This window comes from Denitrovibrio acetiphilus DSM 12809 (assembly GCF_000025725.1).
Classification (GTDB): domain Bacteria; phylum Chrysiogenota; class Deferribacteres; order Deferribacterales; family Geovibrionaceae; genus Denitrovibrio; species Denitrovibrio acetiphilus.
In genome coordinates, this window is sequence record NC_013943.1 from 646,958 (window position 1) to 673,895 (window position 26,938).

26 protein-coding genes and 1 pseudogene are annotated in these 26,938 nt (G+C 38.9%); 9 read left to right on the forward strand and 18 right to left on the reverse strand.

Annotation, left to right across the window (positions count from 1 at the left end; genetic code table 11):
- Window positions 1-111: 111 nt before the first annotated feature.
- The 5 genes from DACET_RS03180 to DACET_RS03200 all read right to left on the reverse strand — a co-directional run bounded on the left by DACET_RS03180 (window position 112) and on the right by DACET_RS03200 (window position 4,376).
- Window positions 112-1,326, reverse strand: a complete 1,215-nt coding sequence (locus tag DACET_RS03180) for an ATP-binding protein (protein WP_013009970.1) — start codon at window positions 1,324-1,326, stop codon at window positions 112-114.
- 381 nt (window positions 1,327-1,707) lie between these two features.
- Window positions 1,708-2,049 carry a hypothetical protein gene (locus DACET_RS03185; protein WP_013009971.1) on the reverse strand — a complete coding sequence of 114 codons (342 nt, stop codon included), beginning with the start codon at window positions 2,047-2,049 and terminating at the stop codon, window positions 1,708-1,710.
- A 1-nt stretch (window position 2,050) separates the two neighbouring features.
- Window positions 2,051-3,223, reverse strand: a complete 1,173-nt coding sequence (locus tag DACET_RS03190) for a tyrosine-type recombinase/integrase (protein WP_013009972.1) — start codon at window positions 3,221-3,223, stop codon at window positions 2,051-2,053.
- Window positions 3,224-3,232: 9 nt separating this feature from the next.
- Window positions 3,233-3,469, reverse strand: coding sequence for a hypothetical protein (locus DACET_RS03195; RefSeq protein WP_013009973.1), 237 nt, complete (start codon window positions 3,467-3,469; stop codon window positions 3,233-3,235).
- Between the two features lie 4 nt (window positions 3,470-3,473).
- Window positions 3,474-4,376, reverse strand: coding sequence for a hypothetical protein (locus DACET_RS03200; RefSeq protein WP_013009974.1), 903 nt, complete (start codon window positions 4,374-4,376; stop codon window positions 3,474-3,476).
- Window positions 4,377-4,555: 179 nt separating this feature from the next.
- On the opposite strand from DACET_RS03200, the gene istA reads away from it, so the two are divergent.
- Both istA and istB read left to right on the forward strand, forming a co-directional pair.
- Entirely contained in the window at window positions 4,556-6,100 is a 1,545-nt protein-coding gene (istA, locus tag DACET_RS03205) for an IS21 family transposase (RefSeq protein ID WP_013009975.1), read from the forward strand.
- Window positions 6,088-6,822 (forward strand): IS21-like element helper ATPase IstB, encoded by a 735-nt coding sequence (istB, locus tag DACET_RS03210; RefSeq protein WP_013009976.1) that lies wholly within the window; start codon window positions 6,088-6,090, stop codon window positions 6,820-6,822. The genes istA and istB overlap by 13 nt, the downstream gene beginning before the upstream one ends.
- A 547-nt stretch (window positions 6,823-7,369) precedes the next feature.
- On the opposite strand, the gene DACET_RS15360 is transcribed toward istB, so the two are convergent.
- The 4 genes from DACET_RS15360 to DACET_RS03235 all read right to left on the reverse strand — a co-directional run bounded on the left by DACET_RS15360 (window position 7,370) and on the right by DACET_RS03235 (window position 9,244).
- The gene (locus DACET_RS15360; RefSeq protein WP_013009977.1) at window positions 7,370-7,900 is read right to left on the reverse strand and encodes a hypothetical protein; all 531 of its coding nucleotides are present in this window, start codon (window positions 7,898-7,900) and stop codon (window positions 7,370-7,372) included.
- Between the two features lie 430 nt (window positions 7,901-8,330).
- Entirely contained in the window at window positions 8,331-8,702 is a 372-nt protein-coding gene (locus DACET_RS03225) for a hypothetical protein (protein WP_013009978.1), read from the reverse strand.
- 76 nt (window positions 8,703-8,778) lie between these two features.
- A complete protein-coding gene (locus tag DACET_RS03230; RefSeq protein ID WP_013009979.1) occupies window positions 8,779-8,997 on the reverse strand; it encodes a hypothetical protein in 219 nt (72 codons plus the stop codon).
- A gap of 46 nt (window positions 8,998-9,043) precedes the next feature.
- Window positions 9,044-9,244 carry a hypothetical protein gene (locus DACET_RS03235; protein ID WP_041229841.1) on the reverse strand — a complete coding sequence of 67 codons (201 nt, stop codon included), beginning with the start codon at window positions 9,242-9,244 and terminating at the stop codon, window positions 9,044-9,046.
- Window positions 9,245-9,324: 80 nt separating this feature from the next.
- Here DACET_RS03235 and DACET_RS03245 point away from each other — a divergent pair.
- Together DACET_RS03245 and DACET_RS03250 are read left to right on the forward strand one after the other, a co-directional pair.
- Window positions 9,325-10,418, forward strand: a protein-coding gene (locus DACET_RS03245) for an IS3 family transposase (protein ID WP_148214139.1) whose coding sequence is annotated in 2 segments (ribosomal slippage) — window positions 9,325-9,586 and window positions 9,586-10,418 — 1,095 coding nt in all. Because the reading frame shifts where the segments join, the coding sequence is not laid out codon by codon here.
- Window positions 10,419-10,532: 114 nt separating this feature from the next.
- Window positions 10,533-10,919, forward strand: coding sequence for a hypothetical protein (locus tag DACET_RS03250; RefSeq protein ID WP_013009981.1), 387 nt, complete (start codon window positions 10,533-10,535; stop codon window positions 10,917-10,919).
- A 7-nt stretch (window positions 10,920-10,926) separates the two neighbouring features.
- Here the strand turns inward: DACET_RS03250 and DACET_RS03255 are convergent, their stop codons facing one another.
- The gene (locus DACET_RS03255) at window positions 10,927-11,235 is read right to left on the reverse strand and encodes an addiction module antidote protein (RefSeq protein WP_013009982.1); all 309 of its coding nucleotides are present in this window, start codon (window positions 11,233-11,235) and stop codon (window positions 10,927-10,929) included.
- The gene (locus DACET_RS03260) at window positions 11,222-11,542 is read right to left on the reverse strand and encodes a type II toxin-antitoxin system RelE/ParE family toxin (RefSeq protein ID WP_013009983.1); all 321 of its coding nucleotides are present in this window, start codon (window positions 11,540-11,542) and stop codon (window positions 11,222-11,224) included. The genes DACET_RS03255 and DACET_RS03260 overlap by 14 nt, the downstream gene beginning before the upstream one ends.
- A 105-nt stretch (window positions 11,543-11,647) precedes the next feature.
- Between DACET_RS03260 and DACET_RS03265 the strand changes: the two genes are divergently transcribed.
- Window positions 11,648-13,012 (forward strand): ATP-binding protein, encoded by a 1,365-nt coding sequence (locus DACET_RS03265; RefSeq protein ID WP_013009984.1) that lies wholly within the window; start codon window positions 11,648-11,650, stop codon window positions 13,010-13,012.
- Window positions 12,972-14,152 (forward strand): IS3 family transposase gene (locus DACET_RS03275; protein WP_430640267.1). Its coding sequence is split into 2 segments (ribosomal slippage): window positions 12,972-13,250 and window positions 13,253-14,152, totalling 1,179 coding nucleotides; the frame shifts between segments, so codons are not numbered across the junction. The genes DACET_RS03265 and DACET_RS03275 overlap by 41 nt, the downstream gene beginning before the upstream one ends.
- Before the next feature lie 31 nt (window positions 14,153-14,183).
- Here the strand turns inward: DACET_RS03275 and DACET_RS03280 are convergent.
- The 6 genes and pseudogenes from DACET_RS03280 to DACET_RS03305 all read right to left on the reverse strand — a co-directional run.
- Window positions 14,184-15,122 (reverse strand): annotated as a pseudogene (locus DACET_RS03280) (IS256 family transposase); the annotation flags it as partial.
- A gap of 639 nt (window positions 15,123-15,761) precedes the next feature.
- Window positions 15,762-18,218 (reverse strand): S8 family peptidase, encoded by a 2,457-nt coding sequence (locus DACET_RS03285; protein ID WP_013009988.1) that lies wholly within the window; start codon window positions 18,216-18,218, stop codon window positions 15,762-15,764.
- Window positions 18,219-18,220: 2 nt separating this feature from the next.
- Window positions 18,221-19,183, reverse strand: coding sequence for an AAA family ATPase (locus tag DACET_RS03290; RefSeq protein ID WP_013009989.1), 963 nt, complete (start codon window positions 19,181-19,183; stop codon window positions 18,221-18,223).
- A 178-nt stretch (window positions 19,184-19,361) separates the two neighbouring features.
- The gene (locus DACET_RS03295) at window positions 19,362-20,480 is read right to left on the reverse strand and encodes a hypothetical protein (RefSeq protein WP_013009990.1); all 1,119 of its coding nucleotides are present in this window, start codon (window positions 20,478-20,480) and stop codon (window positions 19,362-19,364) included.
- Window positions 20,481-20,545: 65 nt separating this feature from the next.
- On the reverse strand, window positions 20,546-22,672 hold the full coding sequence (locus DACET_RS03300; protein WP_013009991.1) for a hypothetical protein: 2,127 nt from the start codon (window positions 22,670-22,672) through the stop codon (window positions 20,546-20,548).
- Window positions 22,669-23,139, reverse strand: a complete 471-nt coding sequence (locus tag DACET_RS03305) for a plasmid mobilization protein (protein ID WP_013009992.1) — start codon at window positions 23,137-23,139, stop codon at window positions 22,669-22,671. Before DACET_RS03305 ends, DACET_RS03300 begins: the two co-directional genes overlap by 4 nt.
- Before the next feature lie 378 nt (window positions 23,140-23,517).
- Here DACET_RS03305 and DACET_RS03310 point away from each other — a divergent pair, with 378 nt between their 5' ends.
- Window positions 23,518-23,874, forward strand: coding sequence for a hypothetical protein (locus tag DACET_RS03310; protein WP_013009993.1), 357 nt, complete (start codon window positions 23,518-23,520; stop codon window positions 23,872-23,874).
- Between the two features lie 331 nt (window positions 23,875-24,205).
- A complete protein-coding gene (locus DACET_RS03320) occupies window positions 24,206-25,414 on the forward strand; it encodes an IS256 family transposase (RefSeq protein ID WP_013009995.1) in 1,209 nt (402 codons plus the stop codon).
- Window positions 25,415-25,432: 18 nt separating this feature from the next.
- On the opposite strand, the gene DACET_RS03325 is transcribed toward DACET_RS03320, so the two are convergent.
- A complete protein-coding gene (locus DACET_RS03325) occupies window positions 25,433-25,699 on the reverse strand; it encodes a helix-turn-helix domain-containing protein (RefSeq protein ID WP_041229846.1) in 267 nt (88 codons plus the stop codon).
- A gap of 243 nt (window positions 25,700-25,942) precedes the next feature.
- Here DACET_RS03325 and DACET_RS03330 point away from each other — a divergent pair, with 243 nt between their 5' ends.
- Window positions 25,943-26,896, forward strand: a complete 954-nt coding sequence (locus tag DACET_RS03330; RefSeq protein WP_013009997.1) for a ParM/StbA family protein — start codon at window positions 25,943-25,945, stop codon at window positions 26,894-26,896.
- Window positions 26,897-26,938 lie beyond the last annotated feature (42 nt).

Consider the following 26,938-nt stretch of genomic DNA (forward strand, 5'->3'; position numbering starts at 1 on the left):
TTTATTATATCATGGGGTTATAAATTGTTCGAGTCGGTTACAGAGTGGTGGCAACTGTGCTCGAGTGTGTTTAAGGTTAATTTTTATATTTGCTTTGTCTTATGGTTCTATTTAGGTTCCTAGATATATTGGCACTGCATAAAGCTTTGTTCCGGCATGTTCGCCGAAGCTGAGAACTTTATTGCCGTTGTACATAACGTAACCTGTTTTCAGCAGTCCTTTTGCTGACTCTGCAAAATATTTGATGTGTTTGAAATCTGACATGGTTACAGTTTTTGCACTCTTTATCTCTATGGCAGAGAGTGAGCTTCCGTTGTCCAGTATAAAGTCTATCTCTTTACCGTCAGATGTACGGTAAAAGCTGATCTCTACTTTGTTTTTTGCATATGTGTTGGCTTTCAACAGCTCTGAGTACACAAACGATTCATACAACATGCCTTTATACTCAGAATTCATTAGTTGTTCGGTCTCAGTTATTCTGAGCAAGTGGCAGAGGATACCAGTATCACAAAGATAGACTTTTGGAGTCTTGGTGAGGCGTTTAAGCTCATTCCTGAAATATGGTGTAAGGAAACCTATCTGGTATGTGTTTTTAAGCAGAGATAAGTAGTTATCAAGAGTCTTGTTATCAATGCCTGTTTCTTTTGAAATATCTGCCTTGTTAGTCAGGTTTGCACTTCTGAAAGCCAAGCTCTTGTACAGACGCATAAAGCTGTCCAGATTTCGTATATCGCCTAAATCCCTTGCGTCTCTTTCGATGTAGGTTGATATGTATGAACTGAACCAGAGATAGAGTATCTTTTGTTCTTCTATGGTTTGAACCTCAGGGAAGCCACCCTTGATAACGTGTTTTGGGAAATCAATTTCTTTTACCTCAGTAGGAAGCTTATCTAAAAGAAGAAGATCAATGAGATTTGTGTCCTTCTCATAGCATTCCGCAAGGTTGAAAGGGTAGAGGTCTATAATTCCTATTCTGCCTGCCAGAGAGTCTGAAATCTCTTTAAAACCCTGTAAATTAGATGAGCCAGTGAGTATGAATGTGCCTGCTGTTCTGTCGTTATCAATATGCTCTTTTATAGCGACAAATATTTCAGGAACTTTCTGTACCTCGTCTATTACTACAGGCTTTTTAAGTGACATGATAAAGCTTTTCGGGTCGGCTTTGGCACTTTCGTATGTGGTTATATCATCAAAAGTTACATAGTTATCAATTCCTAAATCCATAGCAAGTGTAGATTTACCGACCTGCCTTGCTCCTGTGATGAGAATTGAAGGAAAATGCTTGATATACATTAGTATATCTTTCTTTAATGCCCTTTTTATCATATTACGTTCCTGTAAAATATAGGAGTATAGTACCATAAATTACAGGAACTTGCTAGTTGGTTCTAAAGTTATCTTTTTTGTTGGAACACCAATAATTCTTGGCTACATTTATATTCAGCAAAAGCGTAATAAATAATTATACCTTATATCGACATGGTTGTTGCTAAGTTGCCGCAACTTGTATGCTCAAAGTTATAAATTTAGGGTTAAGTTGCGGCAACTTAGTGCGTAAATGTGCTTATTTTGGTTGCTGGTTGCGGCAACCATAAAGATGTCCATCCAGTGTACAAAAATGTACATCTGGCAATGTACATTTTGTACATTCATGTATGCTTTTTTATGGTAAGTAATTGACAGATAAGGCTTTGGTGGATGTACATTTTATGCATCATCATTATTAATATAATTCATATTTAATTCTGTTCTTCGCTCAGAATGTTTATTGATAGCATTTTTTATAGTACTAAAATCATTATCGCTGAGTTCACTGTTGTTAATCAATCGCATCAAGACAAAGACAGCCTCTCTAATTTCTATCGTTTCTCTTAATAAGGTTTCTTTGTATTTAGTGTCACTGGTTGTGTCGTACTTGAAATACTGATCGTATGTTGTACGAATGCATATTCTGATAGCCGTCGAAATTGAGTTTGAATTTATTTTGTCCATTATGCTTTTAAGCTGCTTTGAATATATACCTGGTATTCTGCATGAAATCTGCTGCATATTAATTGCTCCTTATTAGTTGATTTTTCTGAGTTTTCTTTTTAATGAAGAGCTTGCCGCCTTTTCTGCCAACAGTTTTGTCTATCCTGTTTCCATATCTTCGTAAGATCATGTCTAGCGTTTTGTGACCTAACATTTTCTTCAGCCAGTTAATGTTTTCCCCTACATCTAGCATGAGGCATGCGAAAGTATGTCTTGTTTGATAAAGAGTTCTGTATTTGATACCTAAAGCCTTAAGGCATGGCTTCCAGTATGTTTTTATAATATTGTCAGTTTTGTTGAATGGTTTGTTTTCATATGTCAGGAAGAGCCATTCTGACTTCATGTAAGTGAATTGTTTGTGGTAGGATAGGTACTCGTCTAACTCTGTTAAAATGTCTACTGTACGGCTATCTGCTGTCTTGGTACGGTGCTTTAACTTGCCTGCTGTGATTGTCCTGCTTATCGTGATTGTGTGACTATTGAAGTCGATATCGCCCCACTGTAACCCCATTATTTCACCAGTTCTCATGCCTGTGAAAAAAGCTACAGCGAAGAATGCCAGCATGTTTGGATGGTGGCTTTTCATCCAGTTGAGAATCATTGTAATTTCTTCCAATGATAAGGGGTCGACTTCAACAGAGGAAATGTGAGGGAGTTTCACAGACGTGCATGGGTTCTTGGGAATCAGATCATCTTCCACAGCAGCAGAAAGTATGGAAGAAAGTACACCAACATGATTTTTAAGTGTCTTTGGTGAGACTTCAGAGTTCTTAATGTAGGTTCGGATATGAGCTGGTTTAATATCACAGATAGACATGTTTTCGAATGTGGCTAACAGGTTATTGATCGATGACGTGTAGGTTATAAATGTTGCATGGCTGAAGACAGTTTTTTGTGAGTCTAACCACAAAATAGCGTATGTGCCGAAGCTGATTTGAGGTGAACTGTCAGCCATCGGTAATGCTTTAGCAACTCTAGATTCTGGAAAGTATTCTGCATACTTAAACGTTTTATCGTCTATCTTGCATTCTAGTTCGTGAAGCCAGCCAGCCGTTGATTTGCATTGTCTGCACTTGCACCCATTTTTGCCTGTCTCACAAAAGAAAGGTGTTTTTTCATGTCTACGTACTCCAAGATATTGAAAGTAAACATACAGCCTGTTTTTCTTGCCTCTGGCGTGGATAGTTCCCATAATTTGCTCCTAAAGGCTTGCGAGTTTGGGTGCGAAGTCTTTCCTGATCTGCGGGTAATAGAAACGAAGAATCCGTTTCTCTCTGATGTAATGCACTTCCTCTTTGAACTTCATGGATTTTACAAAGTTGTCGATGGTCTGAGTGCTTACACAAAGCTCTTCAGCAAGCCTTTTCTTGTCCATAAAGTCTGGCTTTGATGGCTCATAGTATTCATTCACGATGATGTTTCTTTCTGCTTTTTCCATGTTTTCACCTGTAGATAAGTTCTGAAAAATCTATAAGAGTGGTTGTAAAACTGAGGCTGGAATTTGCGAAAAAATCCAGTATCTCTTGATCAGAGATGTTTCGTTCTCTGGCGTCTTTTATGTATCTTAAGAGTTGGCTTTTCTGAGAATTTATAGCATCAGTTGCATTTTCGAATATGTTTGTCGCTATTGGGTCATTATTGAAGCTTTCATCAAACTCGTTAAGGCTCATTTCTAGCTGGTTGATCATGAGTGTAGATTCGATTGTTTCAGGTTTAAGTAGATACATGAAAGTAGGGCGGAAACCGTCATGTTTCTGGCCTGTAAGATGCTTATCGATAAGACATGTTTTGAAATAGGCTGATGGCGTTGTTTGTTTTGAATCCAGAGTGGATATTGCTAAGCTGACAGCTTCCATTGAACGCTTGCTGATTGTTTCTGGATTTACATATCCAAAAGAATCGCCACAGTTGCTGTTGTATGCATGCAAGAATTCTTGGATAGTATCATCATCAGCTTTTTTAGAATTATTTAATTTATTATTATTCTTATTATAGTGCTTGTCGTTTTCCAATCGATCTGCGGTTTGAATAGCATTTCTCAATACCGATATCGCAGGTTGAAATTTATCATAGTTACAAATAGTTATGATAGTTTTTTTATTGTCTGATTCCTTGTTGATCATGTGGTCGTTTTGCAGTTTATCGAAAAAAGTACGTAGACGTGATTTTTTCCAGCCAAAATCCTTCATGAGAGTGCTTTCAGTGGTCAGAAGTTGCCCTCTCTGAAGCTTAATATGCTGATGAGGGTAATTAGCGTAACCTTCTTGGTAGTATGTGTTAAATGCTCGTAGCGGCGTGACTCGGACAGCGTAGCGTTTTCCCGTCGGACACCGTAGCGGAAACATTCGGACACCATAGCGGCCGCCGGACAGTCTATCGGTGCTCGGACACTGTAGCGCTCGCCGGACACTGTAGCGCTCGCCGGACACTGTATCGGCCTTCGGACAGCTTAGCGGAGCTCGGACACTTCCCGCCAGCAAGGTTAACCTTTAAACTGTCCTCCAATAATAAGTTGGAGGCAAATATGACGAGGTTAACAATGAGCGAGATCAAAGAGGTAATACGCCTAAGATACATAAACCAGCTTTCCATCCGTCAGATATCGGTATCCACCGGAATCCCTAAGTCAACGGTATCAGACTATGTGAACCGTTTCCGTATAACAGGCCTTAAGGCTGAGGAATTGTCTTCAGTATCCGAAGATGAGCTGTACAGCCGTCTCTTTCCAGAAAGGTCAATGCCTTTGAACCGAACCTTCCCTATGCCGGATCTGGATTATATCGCCAGAGAGAAACGACGCAAGGGTGTCACATGGCTTCTGTTATGGCAGGAGTATAAATCAGTCCATCCCGACGGCTATAACTACACTCAGTTCAAAGAGTACTGCAAGAAACACATATCCCGTCTAAGTCCGACCATGCGCCAGATATACAACGCCGGTGAAATAATGTTCGTAGACTATTCCGGCCTGACAATGGATATAGTAGACCGCTATACAGGAGAAGTGAGTGAGGCACAGATCTTTGTATCAGCTCTTGGAGCATCGGGAGCTGTGTTCGTACATGCAACAGAAAGCCAGAAGAAAGAATCATTCATCCTGTCTCATAGTCTCGCATTTGAATATTACGGTGCAGTTTCAAAGACCGTAGTGCCGGATAATCTGAAATCAGCAGTAACTAAACACACCAGAGATGTTCTTACGGTCAACAGCAGCTACTCAGACATGGCTAAGTATTACGGTTGTGCAGTCATCCCTGCCAGACCTGCGAAACCTCAGGACAAAGCAAAGGTAGAACAGGCAGTTCAGGGGATACAGAGATGGGTACTTGCAAAGCTCAGAAACAGATTGTTTAACACCGTGCAGGAACTGAACTCTGCCATAGCTCCGCTTACTGAGGCCTATAACAATAAAGTCATAAGAGGTATCGGCAAGAGCCGTCTTGAGCTTCTGAATGAGATAGACCGTCCTGAGATGCTGCCCCTGCCAAAGGAGAGATATCAGTATCGTGAGTATCTGATAAGACATGTAGGAGTCGACTATCATGTGGATGTTTCCGGCAGCAGATACTCTGTCCCTTACAAGCTCATAAAGAACAAGGTGGACGTATGGCACTCCGCTACCACTGTTGAAATACATCACAAAGGATACCCTGTAGCCATCCACCCTAAGTCAAAGAGAGGTTCCACTCTCACAGAGCACATGCCGCCGAATCATGTCATGTGGCAGGAGAAATGGAACCCTACACGTATACTCAACTGGGCAGGCTCTATAGGCTTCGATACTGCAAGGCTCATGAAGAATATCCTTGATTCCAGAAGTCATCCGGCAAACGCTTACAGGACATGTATAGCTATCCTCAGCAGAGCAAAAAGCCATGATAAAAGTGACTTCAACATGGCATGTAAGAAGGCTGTAGAGATAAGAGCTTATTCAGTAAAGAGCCTTGAATCCATACTTAGCAGTAAAATATATCTTGAGAAGGATGAGAAGAACACTGCTCCGCTCAGCAATCATAATAATGTGCGGGGGAGAGACTATTATAAAGAGGAGGACAAATGTCAAAGTTAGAAAACCTTATTGCAGAGCTGAAGCTCGCCGGACTGGAGGCAGCTCTTTCCAGACAGATGGAGAATCCACAGTACAGAGATCTGCCGTTTGAGGATCGTCTGCTTCAGCTTCTGCAGGCGGAATCAGCAGAGAGGCTGTCACGCAAGATAAAGAGGAACATGGCGCAGGCGAAGTTCAAAGACCTCAACGCAAGGGTCGAGGATATCGACTACACGATACCAAGGGGGCTTGATAAGTCAGCTATGCTTTCGCTCATCTCAGGTGAGTATCTGAATAAAAAGCAGAATATACTTATCACAGGCCCCACAGGAACAGGGAAGAGCTTTATTGCTCAGGCTCTCGCCAATATGGTTGTAAGGGACGGACTCACCGCTAGATACTACCGACTTCCCAGGCTTATGGATGAGATGAAGCTGGCAAGACTGGACGGTACTTATGTTAAGGGGCTTAATAAAATAGCCAAATATAATCTGCTCATCCTTGATGACTTCGGAATTAATCCGCTCACCACCGATGATGCCAACGACCTTCTTGAGGTGATTGAGGATCGTGCGGGTATCAGCAGTGTTATCGTCACCTCGCAACTGCCTGTAGATCGCTGGTATGACTATCTCAACAACGACACTGTGGCTGACGCCATTCTGGACAGACTGCTGCATAGCAGTCACAAGATCAAACTTAAAGGTGAAAGTATAAGGAAAATTCAGGCGGATAACGCTTGATTTATAGATGAACTGGTTCTTATAATCAGAAAAAGGTTACCTTGCGGCAAAAGTGTCCGACGACCGATACGCTGTCCGAATGTTTCCGATCCCACTGTCCGAATAAGCCGATACAGGCATTAAATAGCAGATGAAACCATGCCTGCCCATATGCAAAAGGCTTATCTTCCCATAGCCAGTGCCCCATAACACTTCTAAAAGCCGATATCCATCCACAAAGATCGTGTTTCATGTTGTACCTCAAATTAAGTTTTCTAATTTGAGGCTAGCTCAAGATAAAAATGTGGTCAAGTCTTTTTGTTATTATTTATACGTATATATTTATTAACAAGTTAAAATATATCTTGATATTTATATAAAAGTATAAAATGCATCTTTAATCTTTAATCTTTAATCTTTAATCTTTAATCTTTAATCTTTAATCTTTAATCAAGAAAGGTTGATAGGGTAATATTTAAGTGGAATATAAATTCTTAAAATACGACAGGAGTATAGGGTAGTAAGGTGTTGGGGGCATTAATTTGGGTACAGTTGTTGGGCGTTATTATTACTTGGTATGATCAGTGATAAACTCACTTAATAAGTTCTGTAGAGATGAGAACCTAGCTATTTTATTTTTGAGTTCTAGGTTTTCTTTGTATAAATTTATTGCCTTTACCATTGGTGCAGAGGGGGCATTTAAAGAGGCACTTTTTCTTATGGCTGCTTGGCTATATCCAATTGCACTACCTAAATCTTCATAGTTCATTTTGAGCTCTTTGCATGTATCTTTAATTATATTGAAAGATTCTTTTGGATTAATGATAAGTGGTGCATTTTCAGTTAAGTAGTCTGCAATAAGTTGTCTTTTCTCATTGATTGGAGCTTTTTCTGAAATCAGTTTTTCACGTATCTGTGTGTAATATTTATCTGCCATTTCAGCTAAGGCGTTGACCTGCTCATAAGATAAAGTTTGGTTATTAAGTACGTCAGATTGGAATCGTTCAATACCATTCCCAATAACGCTTGCTTCTGATGTTGAGTATTTACCTTTGTATAAATCGATGACGTAATCACGAATATTAAAGCAGTTTTTCATTATAAATCCTCTTAGGTAGAAGTATTATCTGTAATGTAGGCTCCTGTCAAGTTTTCTGGTAAAATATATCCTTTTTTTTGTGTGATTGTATAAAATAGCTATCTTTGTGTATTTCATTAAACATACCTGTTTTTCAATGAAGATAATTTCAATTTTAGGACTGTTTCTGTGTGTGCTACTGACAACTTTTTGGTTTATTAGGTTGTTGGTTTTGTACAGTTTTCACAAGCACCCGTATACCACAGACCATACGCAACTTTTTATTTGCAGAGGCGATTACAAAGCCTGGTAAGTTATTGCAATCGTATAGTATGTTTGATTACATAGTGTATACATTTGTGTAAACACTGCTGATTAAGTCTATGTTGTTATTGAATAAGTGATGATTACAAGCAGTATTCACTGATTTTCAATTTTGTAATACAGGTTATTAGTCTTCAAAAGCGGAATAATCTCTGAAGGTTTTGTTGTCTTTGGTTGTGATTTTTACATAGTACTTATAGATGAATTGATCATCTTTTCTTTTACAGTTATAGCGTAGTTCCAGCACCTCAAACTCGTCAGTTCCGCATGACCGAACGTAAGTGTTATCGGTACAGTTATCAAGTCTTCTATTGTTATAATATAGGCAATCATGTATCTCTTCTTTCATAGCCTCATTGTAGTCAACCGAGCTTTTCTTTATCCAGTTTAATGTGCTGAAAATAGGGCCGCCGCTAGTGCCATCTTGGAATCCAGCAACAGCACTAAAGCATCCCTGAAGGAGTGGTACAAGTATCAAGAACAATATTAATTTCTTCATTATTAAATCCAATGTGTGTCTTTTTTATTATAGGAGATTAACTATTAGTTTTGTGTCAGTTTTGGTAAGAAAGCTATTAATCGTCACTGTAGATGTTGTAGGGATAATATGTGCGAACAGGGTCGGTATAGCGACCATGAAAATATTCAGCAGTATCCTCTTCCTTTTTATCTTTTTCTGTACTTTCGCGATCAACATCATGGTGTTCTTTTGCATTGCTGATTACAATAAAAAATATAACGGTAAAGACAGCGATAAATAGAATTGGGAAGAAAAATATTTCTGATCCAGCCATAAGATCACCTCAGTGCTCAATGATAACAATATGAATTAGTCGTGAGTTATTCTGTATAAAATATATTTCCTGGCAAATGAGCATATGAGGCACTAGTATATCTGCTCCCTGCGCTTTCATATTCTGATTCACAGGAAGAGAGCTCAGGCTTTGGCAAGTCTGGAATATTTCTATTCTTTATCGCAAGAACAATAAACCAGATAAAAAGAGCAACAAAAGGAGCTGCAAGAATAATTGAACCAAACATAAATACGTAAGCTTCCCCGCTGAGTAGACATTCCAAATTTAGAGTTTTTCTGGCAAACTATAAAAGCTAGGAGGCTCATTTTGAAGAAATCACGATTCACCGAAACACAGATCATTTCAATTCTTAACGAAGCGGATGCCGGCATGCTGGTAAAAGATATTTGCCGTAAGCATGGCATATCTGACGCAACATATTACAACTGGAAATCTAAATACGGAGGCATGACTGCATCCGATCTTAAAAAGATGAAAGACATGGAGCAGGAGCTTTCTCAGCTAAAAAAGATGTATGCAGACCTCGCTTTAGAAAATAAAGCGATGAAGGATTTAATAGAAAAAAAGCTCTAAGGCCGCAGGAAAGGCGTGATGTTGTTACTTTCTTGGTAAACGAGCATAGTCTTTCTATTTCACAGAGCTGCCGTTGTGCAGGTCTCTCAAGGTCGGCCTATTATAAGCCTGTTGTTGTCAATACAGACGATATACTTGTGATAAATGCGCTGAATGAACTTGTAAAGAAGCACTCTCGCTGGGGCTTCTGGAAGCTCTTTAATGTGCTTAGGAAGAAATATCCGTGGAATCATAAGCGAGTCTACAGGGTTTACTACCAGATGAAGCTTAATCAGAAGCGTAGGGCAAAGAAAAGACTCCCTAAGAGGGAGAATAACCCTCTGTTTGTACCAGAACTGCCTAATCAGGTTTGGTCAGCAGACTTTGTAAGTGACAGCCTGTATTGCGGTAAAAGGTTTAGGACGTTTAATATCATAGACGATTGCAACAGGGAAGCAGTGCACATTGAAATAGATACTTCTCTTACAAGCAGAAGGCTTATCAGTGTATTTGAGAAGATCAGCCTAGAGAGAGAATTACCGAAAGTACTTAGATGCGATAATGGCCCAGAGTTTCTGGGGGCAGAGTTCGTGTCTTGGGCTGAAGATGCTGGGATGGAGATTATGTATATCCAGCCTGGCAAACCGAACCAGAACGCCTACATAGAGAGATTTAACAGAACTTATCGTACTGAGGTTCTTGACCTGTATTTGTTTGATAATTTAGACGAAGTAAGAGAAGTTACATACTGGTGGATGATTGAATACAACGAGGAACGTCCGCACGATGCTCTTGAAGGTATGACACCGATGGAATATATGATGAAAAAGCAGAAAACTCTAGTTTAGAACTGTCAACCCCAAGGGGAAGCTTACGAATACACCTCTTGTTATTATGATAGCACTATTGTAAAATTTATCAATAATATTGAATCTGTGATTCATTCCTATAGGAGCTATATTGTGAAAAACTTAATTTTAATCATTATGTCTATGTTTTTTATCCAAGGTTGTTTTACTGCTGTTGCTGGTTTTAAAGATGGTATGTCAAATAATAATGTATTTAATAAAGTTTTTAAAAATAATCCAGATATAGAAGTAGAAGCAAAATTAAGCGTTGATGAAGCTAATGAACTTAAGAGCTGTATGCTTGGGAAGCATGACGTTAAGTGCGAAAAAGAATTATTTTTAAAAAAATGTGATGTTAATTTATTTCAAGAAGCTTCACTTTACCTAACATGTAACGAAGATGATGAGTTTAGTGAGTACTTTACTTTTGCGAAAGGTACTAGGCTAGATGGACGACAATTCCAAAAAACTCTTTATTACATCAAACATAAAAAAAAGTAAATGTAGTCTAAGCACTTTGTTTCTTGATATAAAGTGAGTAACCTAATGCTGAAAGTATTTCTTTTAATGTCTTAAGCTTTGGATTTCCTTTGCCGGAAAGAGTCTTATAAAGTGACTCTCTGGACAGACCTGTAGTCTCTGATAATTTGGCGAAACCTATGTCTGCTTGAACGACTTGCCTTATGGATAAAAGAAGCTCTGCCTCGTCACCATTTTCAACATAATCCTCAACTGCTATATCAAGATACTGTGCTCTTCTTTCGGGGTCAGAAAGTCTTTCTTGGATAAGTTGGTCAAGTGTTCTATAAGTTCTCATTGTAATCTCTCCAAAATTGCTTTGCAGACTCGATATCTTTGCTCTGAGTATTCTTGTTACCACCGCATAATAGAATGACTATCTTGTTATCTTTTATGCCGTAATATGCCCTGTAGCCGCCTCCATAAGTGAAGCGGAGTTCGTATACATAATCACCAACAGATTTGTGATCACCGAAGTTGCCAATCTTAAGCCTGTCGAGCCTTTTAAGTATCCTCGTTTGATCTTGAAAGTCTAAACTATCAAGCCATTTATTGAACGGCTCTTTTCCATCTTCGGTCTGGTAAATTATGATTTCATATGTCATATATAAAAGTATCCTTTAGGCTACATTTTGTCAATGGGTTTAATTTTCTTGAGATATGACTTATTAGGCTATATTATTATTTATCAATAAGCTTAAGGATTACATATGAGGATAAATACTGAGGCAGCAGTATCCAGTTTTAAGAAGAAACGATTGTCGTTCTTACAACCACTTTTTGAGTCTTTAACAAACTCTTTAGATGCAAATGCAGATGAAATAGATGTGTGTTTTGAGTATGAATCTGTACCAACTGATGAAGAAGATTTAAGAATCAAAAGTTTTACAATTACTGATAATGGTGATGGCTTTACTGATGAAAACAGAGAGTCATTTTTAACGTATTTGTCGGCTCATAAAAAGGCATTAGGTTGTAAAGGTGTTGGTCGGTTTACTTGGCTTGTTGTTTTTCAAAATGTATTGATAGAAAGCTACAATGGAAAAGAGAAAGTTACCATTAATTTTAATGAAGGTTTTGATGAAGAGGTATTGAGAGAGCCTTTTGAAACACAAAAGACTGAAACGATAATCAGTTTTAATAATGTAACTACTGATTTCTATTCTGAGGGAGTAGATAAAAGAGAAAGTGCTAATTTAGACCATATACTGAAAGAAGTGCAAAGGCATTTATTTATGCTCTTGTTTTTATTAAGAGATGAAGGTCGACAATACGCTATAAAGTTTCATATCGGTGAAGATGCCAAAAGTATAACAACTGATAAGATAATAGAACCTGAGCATAAAGAGTTCATTATACCGTTTAATAAAGAAAACTATAATTTTACTCTTTACTATAGGTTTTTCGACGGTAAAGGAAGAAACGATCTTCAGCTATGTGCAAATGGGAGAACCGTGAAAGATTTCAAAAGTAATCTAATTGGCTCAAAACTTAACGCAAAGGAAGCTTACATTGTTGCATTTCTAGTTTCGGATTATTTGGATAATACCGTTGATGATTCTAGGACAGACTTTGCTATTCCGGGGTATGCTTTACCATTAAAAGACGTTGAGCAATATTTTGAAGATTCATTGGCTAATATTGTTTGCGATAAATATGAGGATCTTGATTTAGAGAATGATAAGGCTATAGATGAAGCTATAGCTGATTCACCTCATTTGTCTGAGTTTATTAAAAATGATAATTCTGTGATTAAGACTAAGGAAAATTTATTGAAACAGGCTAGAAAAGCTTATGAAGAAAAAAAAGAAAAGGTCAAAAAGAGTTTTCGAGATGCTTTAGTACAAGTCAAGGTGGAGCCTGATACTTATAATAAAGTACTGCAAGATGTTACCCATGTACAGACTTTGGAACTTGCCGCTTATATAGCATATAGGCAGCAAATTATTGAAGGGCTAGCAAAATTAGTTAGAGGTGGTCCCAGAAATCTGTACAATATGCTAAGGTGGAAAAAGCATATTGGAGGATCACACGATGTCAAAAACAAAACGTACCCGCTACTCAGCCGAGTTTAAATCAAAAGTAGCTCTTGAAGCTCTGAGGGAAGAACTGACCTTATCGGAATTATCAGCCAAGTATAATGTTCATCCGAACCAGATTTCTAAATGGAAGAGTGAAGCCATCAAAGGAATGTCGACAATCTTTTCAAATAAGTCCAGCAAGTCAGAAGAAATGTCAGAAGCAGAAATAAAGGATCTTCATGCAAAAATAGGACAACTAACGGTGGAACGAGATTTTTTGCAACGAGCCTTCGGGAAACGGTAAGCATATCCCGGAGGAAGTTTATGATAGAAAATTCTGGAAGCAAGCTCTCAATTAGCAAGCAGTGCCGGCTTCTTAGTATCAGTCGCTCCAGCTTTTATTATCAAGAGTCTGGAGAGTCTGCTTTAAACCTTGAACTTATGCGTATTATAGACGAGCAGTTTATGATGACGCCTGACTTCGGCTCCAGGCAGATGTCAAAGACTCTCCGAAGGTATGGATACAATGTTGGTCGTAAGCGTATACGCAGACTGATGAATAAGATGGGGATAGCTGCTGTTTATCAGAAGCCTAAGACCAGTAATCCTCATCCTGCTCATAAAAAGTACCCGTATCTGCTCAGGGGGCTGGATATAAGCCGTCCCAATCAGGTTTGGTGTTCAGATATTACTTACATGCCTATGAGGCGTGGATTTCTCTATCTGGTGGCAATTATGGACTGGTACAGCAGAAAAGTTCTGAGCTGGAGACTCTCAAACAGTCTTGATTCTGATTTCTGTGTTGCTGCACTGGAAGAGGCTCTTGAAAAATACGGAACACCTGAAATATTTAACACCGACCAGGGCAGTCAGTTTACCAGCTATGAGTTCACACAGACTCTTAAAGATGCTGGTGTTAGAATCTCTATGGATGGCAGAGGCCGCTGGATGGATAATGTCATGATCGAGCGAATCTGGAGGACATTGAAGTATAGCTTCGTATATCTGCATGCATTTGATAACGGCCACGATCTGAAGCGAGGGCTTAGTAACTGGATAAATTTATACAACACTAGGAGACCGCATTCTTCTCTGGCTGATAGAACACCATATGAAGCTTATAACGGATTAGGGATTCAGATTTGGAAAAAAGATGATAAAATGACTGAGAGTTTACACCTTATTTCGGTCTAAAAACTGTACAGAATATGGGGACCACCTCTTTCCGCCATGATTTCGAGATGTTAGGATATTTGCTGTCCCACTTCTCAGCAAAGGCATCCAGCTCAGCTCTGGCTTGTTCCTCGGTCGCTGCGGCATAGATTTTCTTGAGGTCAGCAGCCACAGTCTTACGCTCCTTCCAGGGCACAAAGCGGAGAGAGTTGCGTATCTGATGGACTACGCATTTCTGAATCTCAGACTGTGGAAAAGCGGCTGTTATAGCTTCTGAGATGCCCTTGAGGTTGTCTACGGCAAAGATAAGAATATCCTGTACTCCACGGTTCTTTAGCTCGTTCATAACTGTCAGCCAGTATTTAGCGGATTCTGTCTCGGCAAGATATAGCCCCAGACAGGATTTATGACCTTCCATGCTGATGCCGATCACAAAGTAGATAGTGACGTTGCGAACAGCTCCGTCCACACGCATCTTTAAAACCATGCCGTCCATAAAGACGATGGCGTATATCTCTTCCAAGGCTCTGTTCTGCCATTCTTTAGCCTGTGGGAGAATCTTGTCTGTAATAACGCTGACTGTCTCCGGCGATAGCTCATGACCGTAGATATCAAAGATGTGCTCTTTGATGTCACGGTTACTCATACCCTTGGCATACATGGAAATTACTTTAGCTTCAATGCCTGATATATCTGTCTGGCGTTTCTTGACTATTTCAGGCGAAAAGGTTGATAGGCGATCACGGGGTACTTCGAGTTCCATTTCGCCCATTTGTGATTGTACTTTCTTGGAAGAACGACCGTTACGGCTGTTGCCGTCACTTACGTTCGGTTCATGTTTCTTATAGCCTAAATGGGCTTCAAGCTCACCTTCGTAGAGCGTTTCTATGACTTCTTTCATCATGTCACGCATAAACACCTGAAGGTCTTCTGTGGTTTTTACATCGCTTTCAGCAAGCAGTTCTTTCAGTTTGTCCTTGTCTAATTTCATCATAAACCTCGCATGTTAGTTTAACACATACGACGTTTACACACTTTTATTTACACGCTCGTCGAATCCTTATATAATCGGGGTGAAAGGATTTGAATATTATTTTTAGGGCATTTAACGTACTTGAGCGACATTTTATCAGTAACTTAGCCGTTTGAGTATGATAGAAACCGCCCAGCTGGCACAAAAACCGGCACTAAATTAATGATCCATCAACCCCATAAACCATAATCTTAAATTCTAATATTTTGTCTCAGGCCTAGTCAGAATAGACCATTGATAAAGAGAACGTATTAAAGACACCAAAGTAATTGATGAACTTAGCATAAATGTTGTTTTCTGTATACAATATATAGAGCATTTGTCAAGCCCTATTATTACAGTGTTTCAGTTAAATTGCCTTTATTAAAGGGGATTTGGATAGTGGGATACAAAGGGAACCGGACGGAAATGAAACGGCTTTTGGTCACAAAAATGGTCACAAAAAATATAACAATTTCAGTAAATCCTACCCCTCACAACATAGGATTGGTTTCATTAATTATATAGATAAACAATCAGCTACTTAATTGCGTCAACAGCTACCCTACTGTGAACGCTTTCCTCACAATAAATCTTTTCAAAACCATTTAGAGACAACTAAATTACAATACTCTGTTTATTTCTAACAATATTATCAACAAAATCGTAGATACTTTCTTCCAACACTGGAGTTTCGATGCTAATAATTATGGAGTATCTAGCCTCATTGTCATACATCTCAAGATGTTTCCTGTTTTTCCACCAACCACTTGCCGGATATACAGCAATTATTCCACACTTGGAGATCTCTGAAGCAGGTCCAATCCATATATCAGAATTAACAGAACCTCTATTCCTCTCCTGAGGACCAACTGCCCAACGAGTAGAATTATTTGATGTGTCAGGTTTCTCATCACTGTCTTTCCCTATTCTTAATATAAATTTTTCTTTCTCCTCTAAAGGAGTGTTCATATCGAACTTAAGGCGGTGTGAAGGATAACCATTGTTAGACTGCCAACCGATATTGTCAGGACTCGGGTCTACATAGTAGGATAAAGTTATTCTTAACTTAACCTCTGTGTCGCCAAGACTTTCTAAAACATCTACAGGCCAAGGCAATTCATATATATGCATTTCATTCATAGAGACGCTCGATTTGCCTTCTTCTAACACGAAAGGCTTTAAGCTTGCCTCACTTATCATAACAAGACGGTTACTTATACAGTATGAAGCTTTTTCATAGCTCGGTACGCCATACCCAAACATTCTCAACAACATTCTTGTAGGGTCTGATTTTCTATTTGAGGGATCAGCTTCAGCCTGCTTATACATTTCTTCTGTCCAATCGGCTGAGTGAACTAATAATCCACGAAGTGTCTCAGGCCATGCGTCAGGATAGTCGTTGGTTAATTTTGCAACAAAATTCGCCGCTTCTGCAGTGGCAGCACTTGTCGCATAAAATGCATCAAATTGCCTCTTCATGGGCTGATGACTTGTTGTAAGAAGAGATAGGTCAGCGGCTTTAGTTACCATATCTGAACATACTGCCAAGTTTCCACCTTCAAATACAACATCTGGCTTTATTGGCCATCTCCTCGTCCAAGTAGATGAAGTTTTCGACGCAGGACACAAGCCGCCCTTTGGAGCAATAACTCTGCACCCATGATATAAGTCATCATCTATAGAGATTTTTTCAGTATAACCCCCAATAACCACAGAATTCCACGCCTGGCACGGGTCTTCAATTTTGCTAGCGAGATTTACAAAAGGATAAGATATTGCTTCCTCATCATGCAGGTTGCCTGCAGCCTGAATGAAAAGCCTTTTATGTCCATCAAGAGTTCCAAAACATAACTGATCTATTGCTCCAGACCAAGATGAAGGATTACCTACGCATAAACTTGCATCTGATGTAGACGATGAACAAAAGAATCGTCGCCTCATTGGCTCTAATATTTCAATACTGGAAATGGAGTCCATAGTAATCTTCGCAAGAAGTTCTTCAGGGTTTTTGCCACTGTCAGGAGTAACTTTCACTGACTCCAGCTGGTGATTAATTATAACTGGCTCAGAAGTCTCTAGAATATTAACCATATCTCCATAACATGCAATACCAGCCATATTCGTGCCATGACCATCCTTATCAACTGTTGACCAACTTGGGTCATATGATATGGAGTCTTTGTCACTTAAGAACTCTTTTAAAAGGATATGTTCATTATTAACACCCGTATCTAACAAACATATATAAACATTATTTTTATTATCAATTGTAAGTCTTTCATACAGGTCTTTAGCCCAATCGACTTGCTCAGAAGCTTCCATCCTATCCCAAAAACTAGCGAGGGCTTTCACTTCTCTAAGCTCAGCCACATCTGCTTGGTATTCCAGAATCTTTACAATACTGTCATTGCTTACTTTTGCTAATGTTACAATTCTATCAGGGAAAACAATATACGAGCCTGAAGTCACTATTTGCAAAGCACGAGTTACTTTTCTGAACTCTTCAAATTTATCATTTGCTGACTCTTTCTTAGCAATCAGCCAAACCTCAAACCACTTTTCCGTTTTTCCGGGAGCGACACCATCCACTATGATTGATTCTACAGTCGCTTGGTGTATCTGCTCTATACTTTCTATAAGATATTTCTGTTTTGGATTCTTTTGCTCACTGATAGCCTCATCATATGAGTCAAGGTAGGAATCTATTTTCTTATTAAAGACTTCAAGCTTGTCTGAAGAAATAAAGACAGTTGCATATTGCGCCTTATCTTCATGAAGTTTTGTATTAAGTAGTTTTAAGCCGCTTTTATCAAGACGATCCCATGCTAAGTCATGTTCAGGCAAACCACTAAATTCAACATAAACGCCTTGTGTCGGTTCAACTTCACCTATTTCTTCAATCTTTCTATTACTAAAGGAAGTTACAAGTGTTTGATATGTTTTTAATAGTTCCTGAGCGTGCGATTTAGAAGTCCTGACAGGAATCTTGCTACCCTGAGGGCTTTTCTGCCCTCTAATTTTATTTGGTTCAGCAAGTCCTTTAAGGAATATGTGAGGTAGTTTTTCTGGCACTGTTAACCTTTTTTGTTTTTATAGGCTCCCTGGCGTTCAGAAATTGCATTCAGAATGCTTTCTTCAGAGATTATGTTTAACCTCAGCAGAATCGCCTCTTTAGCAGAATCATGGCAAGCCTTAACAATCTCTGCATGACTTAACCCGTTAGCTTCATTAGCTATCCTATCACTAGAAAAATCTCTACCAAATGAACCAACATTATTATTAATCAATTTGCAAATTTCGTCAACACTAGGTAGAGAATAATCAACCACATCATCAAATCTTCTAAAAAGAGCACCATCTAAAAGATTAATGTTATTTGTTGCGGCAATAACAATATTGTCAGAAGTATCATTTTCAATAAATTGCAGAAACGAATTCAGAACTCGCCTCATCTCTCCAACGTCATTATCCATTCCTCTATCCGCACCAATTGCATCAAACTCATCAAAAAGAAATACGCCGTGATCACTTTGTATAAATTCGAAAACTAAGCGCAACTTCGCACTTGTTTCGCCCATATATTTAGTCATAAGCTTATCCATCTGGATAACATAGAGAGGCAATCCCAAGTCATTTGCTATAATCTTTGCTGTCATTGTTTTGCCTGTTCCAGGAGGACCGGAAAGTAAAATCTTACGACGATGGGTTAACCCATGCTTTTGTATAGTTTCTTTCGCACGGTACTCTTTCAGAATCCTCACAATCCTCTCTTTTAAAACATCAGAAGCGACCATATCTGCAAGTTTTTCATCGGGATTAAAAGCAACAAAAAAGTCGCCCATCTCCTTCGATTTCGGGAACTGAGTAACTTTCGTTTTCTTAGACTTATCAACAAGGTTTTTTATATCTCTAGCTAAAGCGGTATGTCCAAGACGAGCTTCATGTGCAGCCATTTGCAGGGCGATTGAAGAAAATCTATCTTTATCATTTTCAAAATGGCTTCTAAGTAGAGCCTTTATCTGTTCTGAAGTTGCCATAATTTATCCTTATATAGATTAAATATAACCTATTTATCTTAATCGTCACTAAGATCTTTTTGTTAATGCCTCAAACATTGTATGCCCCGAATTCAAGCAGCTAAATCATACAAGATGAATACACGTAAATGTCACTCAAAATTTTATTTAACACCATACCCAGTTATTAATTATAAATTCAACCGTTATCATAAAGCGTCGAGTGCTGATAGTCAGCAATAACGTTAACAGGCATTCCAAAGAAATCCTCTGCCAAGACTTTAAGCCTATTGTTATCTACACCATACTCTTTGTAATTGTAGGCCACAGTCAGACTTAGTGGCGACCGCATGCGGAGGTCCAAGACATGAATTTTATCCGGGTGTTTGAAATTACCACAATCGAAAATTAGTTTTTTAAACGACACAAGTCTCCGCTTAAGGTAGCGACCTGTTGTTAGCGCAAGCAATCGAGATAAAGTTTCACTAATGATATTCCTATGAAAGATGTACTCTTCAGCATTTTCCTGATGGTGCATATCAAGTTGATCAGAGAGTAGAACTTTTGAATCTGGAGAAAAATACAGTTCAGAAACGATTTCTCTTATCGCTGGCTCTTTTATAAAAACATCCATCAGTGTGTTTATATTAAGTATAAATACAGAACTCTGAGAACTCGTTATATTTTGACTTTCTTCATCCTTATGTTTCTCAGGGTAGGTTATGTATGCATCACTGTGATTAAATACTTTTATAATATTTATACCATCACTATGCTCCTGAACTTTGAGTTCTGTCGAGTTCAGCGACTCCGTGGTTATACCGAGAAAATTACCATAAATTTTCACGAAGAGCATTGTTACAGCGTTGGCAACATATGAATTAAAGGAAGGAAGATTCAAATCATGCTTATGTTCTTTCATAAAAGCCGTAAGCTCAAAATATTTATCAGGAATCCCAGAATCAGCTCTGACTGACCAGCTTTTCCGGATAGGATTTATAAATTGCGGAAAGTCTTTTTTGTTAAGCTTATGATGGTGACGAATTGCGGCAAAAAGAAAATCGAACTTTTCAGGTTGCTCCACTCCCTCGTTGACCTGATGCGGATTCCCTTTCTTAGTGATAAGAAAATCATGCATAACATTTATGATGTCTTCCATCAGTTTACTGAAAATCAAATATTTCCGGAAATAACCTTTAAAATAATGTTCATTAAATTTATTTGGATCACTGAAGATTTCTACATGGCAAGAATATACACTGTTATTCCGGACGAACATCTCTACTTTTTCATTGTCCGGGAGTTTCGGTCTACCCATTTATTCACCCATTTAGTTATATATAATACGAAGTATACATAGATTTTGTTACAAGTAAAACACCATTAAATAAATCTCGAGCTTATGTCAATACTACCCCTTGCATGGTACTCCTGATCACAATGAGCGTCAAAGCCATTAGTATAAAGCTTGTTCAACAGTGAGATAGCATCCTTAATACTCATATTGAGATGTTTTGTAAAAAAATCTACGACATTGTATTTCCGGCTTCGATACATAATATAACGCCCCCCAGCTGCATATTCAGACTCATTTATTTCGAAGTGTTCCTTGGCATAATCAATACATATCTGAGGATCTAATTTAGCTTTGATATCTGCTAACTCTTTCTTATTTGCCTCAGCTTTTGCATTTTCATATATTCGTTCAAGCCCCTTTTGGATCTCTGACAAATTATTATGACCTGAAATATTTACTTTTTCTATTAATTGCAATAATTTGTCATTCGACATTATAGAACGAGTCTCATGAAGCTTCCTTTCTTTCACGACCTGAGCATGCACTTCAAAAAACAGTTCTTTAAAAGTTTCACTGCTTGATTTAGTTGGCATCATAGAACCAAGTAGCCAGCCTTTACTAACTCCAATCATGATCATCTTTTTAATATCTGCCCTCATATCTCCTGAAGAGCTTAAACAGATTAAATTGCCGTTGTCAGTGATCTTCGATCCTGTATTATAATTCATAAACTCAACAACCCCGGTCATGCGATTTGATCTAATATGAAAGTCTATCATGATCGCTGGCGGGATGTTCTGTTCATAAATTGCCCAAAATACTCTTGACCTGTTTGTCATTATTTTTATAATTTTGGGATCAACCTTTTCCATCTTATTGATTAGTAATTTAGCAATCCGACTTTCAAGGCTATTCATATTGCTACCGTAGCTTTGCGAAGCAATATAAATTTCTTCAACGTTCTTACGCACCGTTTCCCCGCTGCTTCTTATGCGTTGTAACCCCTTGATTGCATCTTCACTAATCTGATGGTTTGATGCACCCCCCTGCTCAGCGTTCACCCTTTTGTCTTCATTGTAACCAGCATGTTGCTCATCGCTGAGTTCTTTCCATAGAAATTCACTATCAGGAGTATTCAGGTATTCACTGCCCAACCGCTTCTTTTCCATAGCCTTTGCGTACCGCTTTTTAACTTGTTTACGCCGATTAATATAATACTTGGTCATTATCTCTTTATATTCAGCTTCAGACTTTAATTTCTCTTTCTGAGAATCCTGCAATGATCTGCTACTGAGCTCTTTCCTGTGTTTGTCTATGAGCAACATGCGGCTTTTATCTTTAAAAAATTCTGGTTGATGTAAATAGCCATCAAAAACAATCGGAGGTTCTCCTTCCAAAAAATATGCTCGTATTTCTGTCTTATTACCTCTCTCAATAACCTCAACATCAGTGAACTCTCCTGTTGACCATAAGTAGTCTATTATTCCTTTATGAGTCGAGATTTCCTTCTTTTTAACCAAGTCAATGATTGCTTCGTTGGCAGCCTTTTTGATATTAACCCTAATTTCTATTAGCTGCAGTTCTTCAGAAGCCATCTCCTTATATCTACCAAGCAACTCAGACCGATTATTATAAAGCCGCCGGTGTGTTTTAGGTGATGTAAGACCAAATCGTTTATTGATAAGTTCCTGGGTTGCATCGTTTGCCGCTAGCATCTCTTTGTAATCCTTTCCGCCAGTTCTCCCCTCGCACCGTACTAACTGATTTCCTGTTGAAAGATGTACCTTGGGCATAACAACATGGATGTGAGGTAGCCTCTCAATTTCTTCTCCCGTCAGCTTATCTTTGTAAGATTTAAGGCGGGGCAAATGGGCCTCTGCATAAACATTGTAATCATCCTTTTTGAATCCAGCCCCCATCATTTTTACAACTTGTTCTGTTATATTCACCATATTTTTTTCTGCCTCAGGTTCACCGCTTCCAAGACATAGTTTATCGGCATCTTCAGGCGAAAAGCTAATTGTAAAATGGTAATAGTTCTCAGCCCATCCTTTGTCTTTTATATTGTCTAAAATCTTTTTCGTAACATCGAAATTACCAAGGATTTGTACTCTTCTGTCAAGCTCATCACGAGTCTTATCACGCCCATACATCTTTCCTGTCAGCAGGTACTGCTCTATACCTTCCTTGCCGGAGCCTGGCACAATAATCATTTATCCTCCTCAGCCTGCTGACCAACAACTGTACTTTCATCAAGCACAAAACATACCTTGCTGTCATCAAAACGACTACTCATGTGAAACGCAGAGTCTTGAATTTCTAGTAACAATAAATATACCTCACGATTTATCTTTTTGTTGATATGGCAGTATCTGGCCAATTGGTTAAGATTGTTACTCAGCTTACTAAGTAAAAAGAGCTTCCTTTCTTCAATCTCAAGCAACATTTCAGCAGGAGTATTATTAACAACTCTACCTCTTATCACGCACTCTCGTGCATACTCAGTTATTGAAACTCCGGCACCCTTTGCTTTTGTCTCTATAGCATTATAATCAGCAGGCTTAAGCTTTATAGCTATCTGTTTACTTAGCTTGTCCTCTTGCTTCTTTTTAGCCTTTTCTGCACGGATGAAAGCCTTAGCTGCATCCATAATGCTTAATTTCTTTTTATTTCTGCTCATAAATTCCTCATGATTTTAAAGGCGTATGCCTTCTTCTCTTCTATTAATCTTCACGGGGTTTGGGGCAGCGCCCCAGTATATTTGCCAATGATTTATCACAGGGCAAATACTGGAGGATACCTCCAGTGGTTCGTGCCTATCCGCAATTATTATATAACACAAATGACACTTTCTATTTTTTATAAAATTATTTAATAACTAAACATCGGGTGCAAATAAACAACACTAGCCTTAACCACAGAAATTGTAATCCCCAAAAACCAACCTCTGAAGCAGATACAAGAGATACCCAATTTTACATTCTTTCAGACTCACATTTTTGTTATATACAAAATATACATGAAACGATTTCACATAAAATATAACAAGGAGTTCTAAATGAAACAGATTACAAATCCGCAGGAATCACTTCAAAAAGCAATCGCATTTTGCGAACAGGATTCAAAAAACAAGAAATTTTTGGAAGAATTTGAAACACACAAAGAAGCTATTGGGTATCTCATTGATAACGGAAAATCTTATAAAAAAGTCACTCAATTCCTGAAAAGTATCGGCGTAAAAACATCAGAGCATCTTTTGAGAAAATATTGCAGGGAACATGGACTCCTCAGTGTTCATGCCTCTACCAGCAAACCCAAACCAAAAGCAGTAACAATTGCTGAGAGCAATAAGAAATCTCCAGATAACGAAAGTCCCACTATCAAAGATGACATTACTCTAGAAGAGGTGCAATGATGGTTATTTTGGTTTTCACAACGAAAGGCGGTGCGGGGAAGTCTACCATTTCCAGGGAAATAGTCTCAGCTGAGCGAGCAAAAGATATAACTATCGTAGAAATTGATTCGCTAAACATGACTCAGAAACGGTATGAAAAATCGTTTAAAGCAGTGGTTGAATTAGACAATACCAATATTGAATCCTTATATAAATTGCTCCGTAAGGCTCGATTAGGGAATGACGACGTCGTTATCGATGTCGGGAGTGACAATTTGGAAATGACGAGACTGTAAATAAGATTGTGTAAGTGCAAATAATCCTTTAGAAAAAAGGAAGGAGAATTTGCACTATGGATAAGAAAAAGATTGAAGAGTTGGTAGAGATCTTTGCCAAAGAGATGAAATCCCCAGAAGACCTTTCAGAGCTAAGTCGTATGCTCGTTAAAGCCACTATTGAAAAGGCTCTCAATGCAGAATTAGATGACCATTTAGGTTACTCTAAGAACTCGCATTCTGGTCACAATTCCGGCAACAATCGTAACGGTTATTCACCTAAGACCTTAAAGACTGACAGCGGAGAAATTGAACTTGATACCCCTAGAGACCGCAATGGCAGTTTTGAACCAGCCTTTGTAAAGAAGCACCAGACTAGACTCCCAGAGGTAGAGAACAAGATACTCGCCCTTTATGCCAGAGGTATGACTACCAGGGATATCGCCGACACCTTTCATGAATTCTATGATGCTGATGTATCACCCACCCTTATATCTAAGATTACGGATGCTGTCATAGAAGAGGTCCTGGAGTGGCAGAATCGACCTCTGGACGCAGTTTACCCGGTTATCTACCTTGACTGTATCGTAGTCAAAGTCACTCAGGACAAGCGTGTTATAAATAAATCCATTTATCTTGCTCTTGGGATTAATACTGAGGGGCACAAGGAACTACTTGGTATGTGGATCTCAGAGAATGAGGGTTCTAAGTTCTGGCTGTCTGTCCTGACAGAGATTCAGAACCGTGGAGTAAAAGATATCTTTATCGCCTGTGTCGACGGTCTTAGTGGCTTCCCAGAGGCTATTAATACTGTTTACCCTAAGACAGCCGTTCAGCTTTGTATCGTCCATATGGTGCGTAACTCTCTCAAGTATGTTTCCTACAAGGATAGAAAGGCTGTAGCAGCTGATCTTAAGCAGATATACTCATCTGTTACAGCGGAACAGGCAGCGCATGAACTGGATAAGCTTGCGGATAAATGGGACAGTAAATACCCAGCTATCAGCCGTAGCTGGCAAGCACACTGGGACAATGTTATCCCGCTATTCGACTATCCTGATGAAATAAGAAAAATAATCTATACGACCAATGCAATAGAGTCACTGAATAGCGTCATTCGTAAGGCTATTAAGAATAGAAAAATATTTCCAAGTGACAAATCCGCTTTCAAGGTTGTATATTTGGCTATGAAGCAGGCATCTAAGAAATGGACTATGCCCATCAGGAACTGGCTACCTGCGATGAACCGTTTCATCATGGAATATGGCGACAGGGTTGATGTATAAAATAGCACTTACACAAAATTATTTACAGGGTCTTCTTGTCTTATCCTGCGATAAGATATCATCCAATGATTTTGGCTGTTCTTTTTTATCAAATAGATTTTCAAAATTATCCAGTAAGTCTAGTGCTAGACAGAGCTTGAGAAGTGACTCCAGAGAAATCTGCCCTGTTGATTCAAACTTCTTCAATGTGCCGAGGCTGACATCAGATCGTTCGGCAAGACCTTCCTGAGTGAGGTTTTTTCCCAGACGGGTGTTTCTCAATGAACTTCTGATATATTCAGTCATTTCTTCTAAAGTTATAAAAGTTATTATAATATCCCTAAAAGGCAGAATATTCTACTTGTAGATATTATAATATCTATTATGCTTTGTGTCAATTGTGATGACTATTCAGCCTGCAATTCATCAGGGACATTTCTTTTGAGTGTTTAAACATTGCTCAGACACTGATAAAAAAGTTTAAAAAAACTGATTAAACCGTTTACCCCCTTATTCATTATCAAAGTAGAAAGCAAAAGGAGGTATTGCATGATAGGGATAGATGTAGGGTATGGGGATGTGAAAGCCGTATATGTGGAAGACGGCGAACTGAAATATTTCAAGCTGCCAACGGCAGTTGCCTATGCGCCATCAAATAGCATAGATATTATTGACTCTGCAGAGGTTGTTTACTCTTTTCAGGGACGTGAATATATAGTTGGAGAATCAGCCAGATTTGGAGCTTTTTCAACGAGGAGTTTTGATTTCCTGAAAAGGTATAGCCCACTTTTCATTCATCACACTTTGAAGGTCTTAAAGATTGAGCCGACACACGTTGCGACGGGTTTGCCACTAGGTCTTTTCAACAGAAAAGATGAGATGACCAAAGAGCTGATAACTGCACAGGTAGACGGCAACACAATCAAGGCAGAATTCAGTATGTTTCCGCAGGCAGTGGGCATTTTGCTCGACTACCGGATGGATGATGCAGGTAAAGTGAAAGCCGATACTGCCAAGAACGGAATCGTATTAGACATAGGGTTTAATACCATAGATGTGCTTTGTTTTGAGAAGGGGACGGCTATAAGGTCGGACGCTAAAACGCTGGACAAGTTCGGCATATCTAAGATCGTGCTGGAGTTGGTGGAACTGATTAACAGAGAACATGGTATACAGCTTTCTGATCAGGAAGCGAAAGATGTTTTCCTTGCCGGACAGATGAATGTCTATGGCAGTAGGATTGACCTTACGGAAGCCATCAGAAACATCACAGAGATGTATTTTGATGAAGTGATGCATAACATCAGAAGCCTTTGGGACAAACGACTCCAGAGGGCGGATTTACTGTTGCTCGCTGGCGGCGGCGCAGTTACTATTGCCAAATATGTTCCTTCTGAATATGCTAAGATTGTCAAAGTTCCCGAACGGTCAGAGTTTGCGAATGCCAGAGGCTATTTTAAGGCTTTAATGGCGAAGCAAGAACAGGCTTTAAAGGCGGATTAATAAATAACGTCAGAAGTTGGAAGAGGCTTTACACTCCGCCTG

What these genes read in the sequence shown, in the direction of transcription:
- DACET_RS03180 (WP_013009970.1), bottom strand. Translation starts at nt 1,326, where the DNA reads ATGATAAAAAGGGCATTAAAGAAAGATATACTAATGTATATCAAGCAT.
- DACET_RS03185 (WP_013009971.1), bottom strand. Translation starts at nt 2,049, where the DNA reads ATGCAGCAGATTTCATGCAGAATACCAGGTATATATTCAAAGCAGCTT.
- DACET_RS03190 (WP_013009972.1), bottom strand. Translation starts at nt 3,223, where the DNA reads ATGGGAACTATCCACGCCAGAGGCAAGAAAAACAGGCTGTATGTTTAC.
- DACET_RS03195 (WP_013009973.1), bottom strand. Translation starts at nt 3,469, where the DNA reads ATGGAAAAAGCAGAAAGAAACATCATCGTGAATGAATACTATGAGCCA.
- DACET_RS03200 (WP_013009974.1), bottom strand. Translation starts at nt 4,376, where the DNA reads ATGTTTCCGCTACGGTGTCCGACGGGAAAACGCTACGCTGTCCGAGTC.
- istA (WP_013009975.1), top strand. Translation starts at nt 4,556, where the DNA reads ATGACGAGGTTAACAATGAGCGAGATCAAAGAGGTAATACGCCTAAGA.
- istB (WP_013009976.1), top strand. Translation starts at nt 6,088, where the DNA reads ATGTCAAAGTTAGAAAACCTTATTGCAGAGCTGAAGCTCGCCGGACTG.
- DACET_RS15360 (WP_013009977.1), bottom strand. Translation starts at nt 7,900, where the DNA reads ATGAAAAACTGCTTTAATATTCGTGATTACGTCATCGATTTATACAAA.
- DACET_RS03225 (WP_013009978.1), bottom strand. Translation starts at nt 8,702, where the DNA reads ATGAAGAAATTAATATTGTTCTTGATACTTGTACCACTCCTTCAGGGA.
- DACET_RS03230 (WP_013009979.1), bottom strand. Translation starts at nt 8,997, where the DNA reads ATGGCTGGATCAGAAATATTTTTCTTCCCAATTCTATTTATCGCTGTC.
- DACET_RS03235 (WP_041229841.1), bottom strand. Translation starts at nt 9,244, where the DNA reads ATGTTTGGTTCAATTATTCTTGCAGCTCCTTTTGTTGCTCTTTTTATC.
- DACET_RS03255 (WP_013009982.1), bottom strand. Translation starts at nt 11,235, where the DNA reads ATGAGAACTTATAGAACACTTGACCAACTTATCCAAGAAAGACTTTCT.
- DACET_RS03260 (WP_013009983.1), bottom strand. Translation starts at nt 11,542, where the DNA reads ATGACATATGAAATCATAATTTACCAGACCGAAGATGGAAAAGAGCCG.
- DACET_RS03265 (WP_013009984.1), top strand. Translation starts at nt 11,648, where the DNA reads ATGAGGATAAATACTGAGGCAGCAGTATCCAGTTTTAAGAAGAAACGA.
- DACET_RS03290 (WP_013009989.1), bottom strand. Translation starts at nt 19,183, where the DNA reads ATGGCAACTTCAGAACAGATAAAGGCTCTACTTAGAAGCCATTTTGAA.
- DACET_RS03295 (WP_013009990.1), bottom strand. Translation starts at nt 20,480, where the DNA reads ATGGGTAGACCGAAACTCCCGGACAATGAAAAAGTAGAGATGTTCGTC.
- DACET_RS03300 (WP_013009991.1), bottom strand. Translation starts at nt 22,672, where the DNA reads ATGATTATTGTGCCAGGCTCCGGCAAGGAAGGTATAGAGCAGTACCTG.
- DACET_RS03305 (WP_013009992.1), bottom strand. Translation starts at nt 23,139, where the DNA reads ATGAGCAGAAATAAAAAGAAATTAAGCATTATGGATGCAGCTAAGGCT.
- DACET_RS03310 (WP_013009993.1), top strand. Translation starts at nt 23,518, where the DNA reads ATGAAACAGATTACAAATCCGCAGGAATCACTTCAAAAAGCAATCGCA.
- DACET_RS03320 (WP_013009995.1), top strand. Translation starts at nt 24,206, where the DNA reads ATGGATAAGAAAAAGATTGAAGAGTTGGTAGAGATCTTTGCCAAAGAG.
- DACET_RS03325 (WP_041229846.1), bottom strand. Translation starts at nt 25,699, where the DNA reads ATGACTGAATATATCAGAAGTTCATTGAGAAACACCCGTCTGGGAAAA.
- DACET_RS03330 (WP_013009997.1), top strand. Translation starts at nt 25,943, where the DNA reads ATGATAGGGATAGATGTAGGGTATGGGGATGTGAAAGCCGTATATGTG.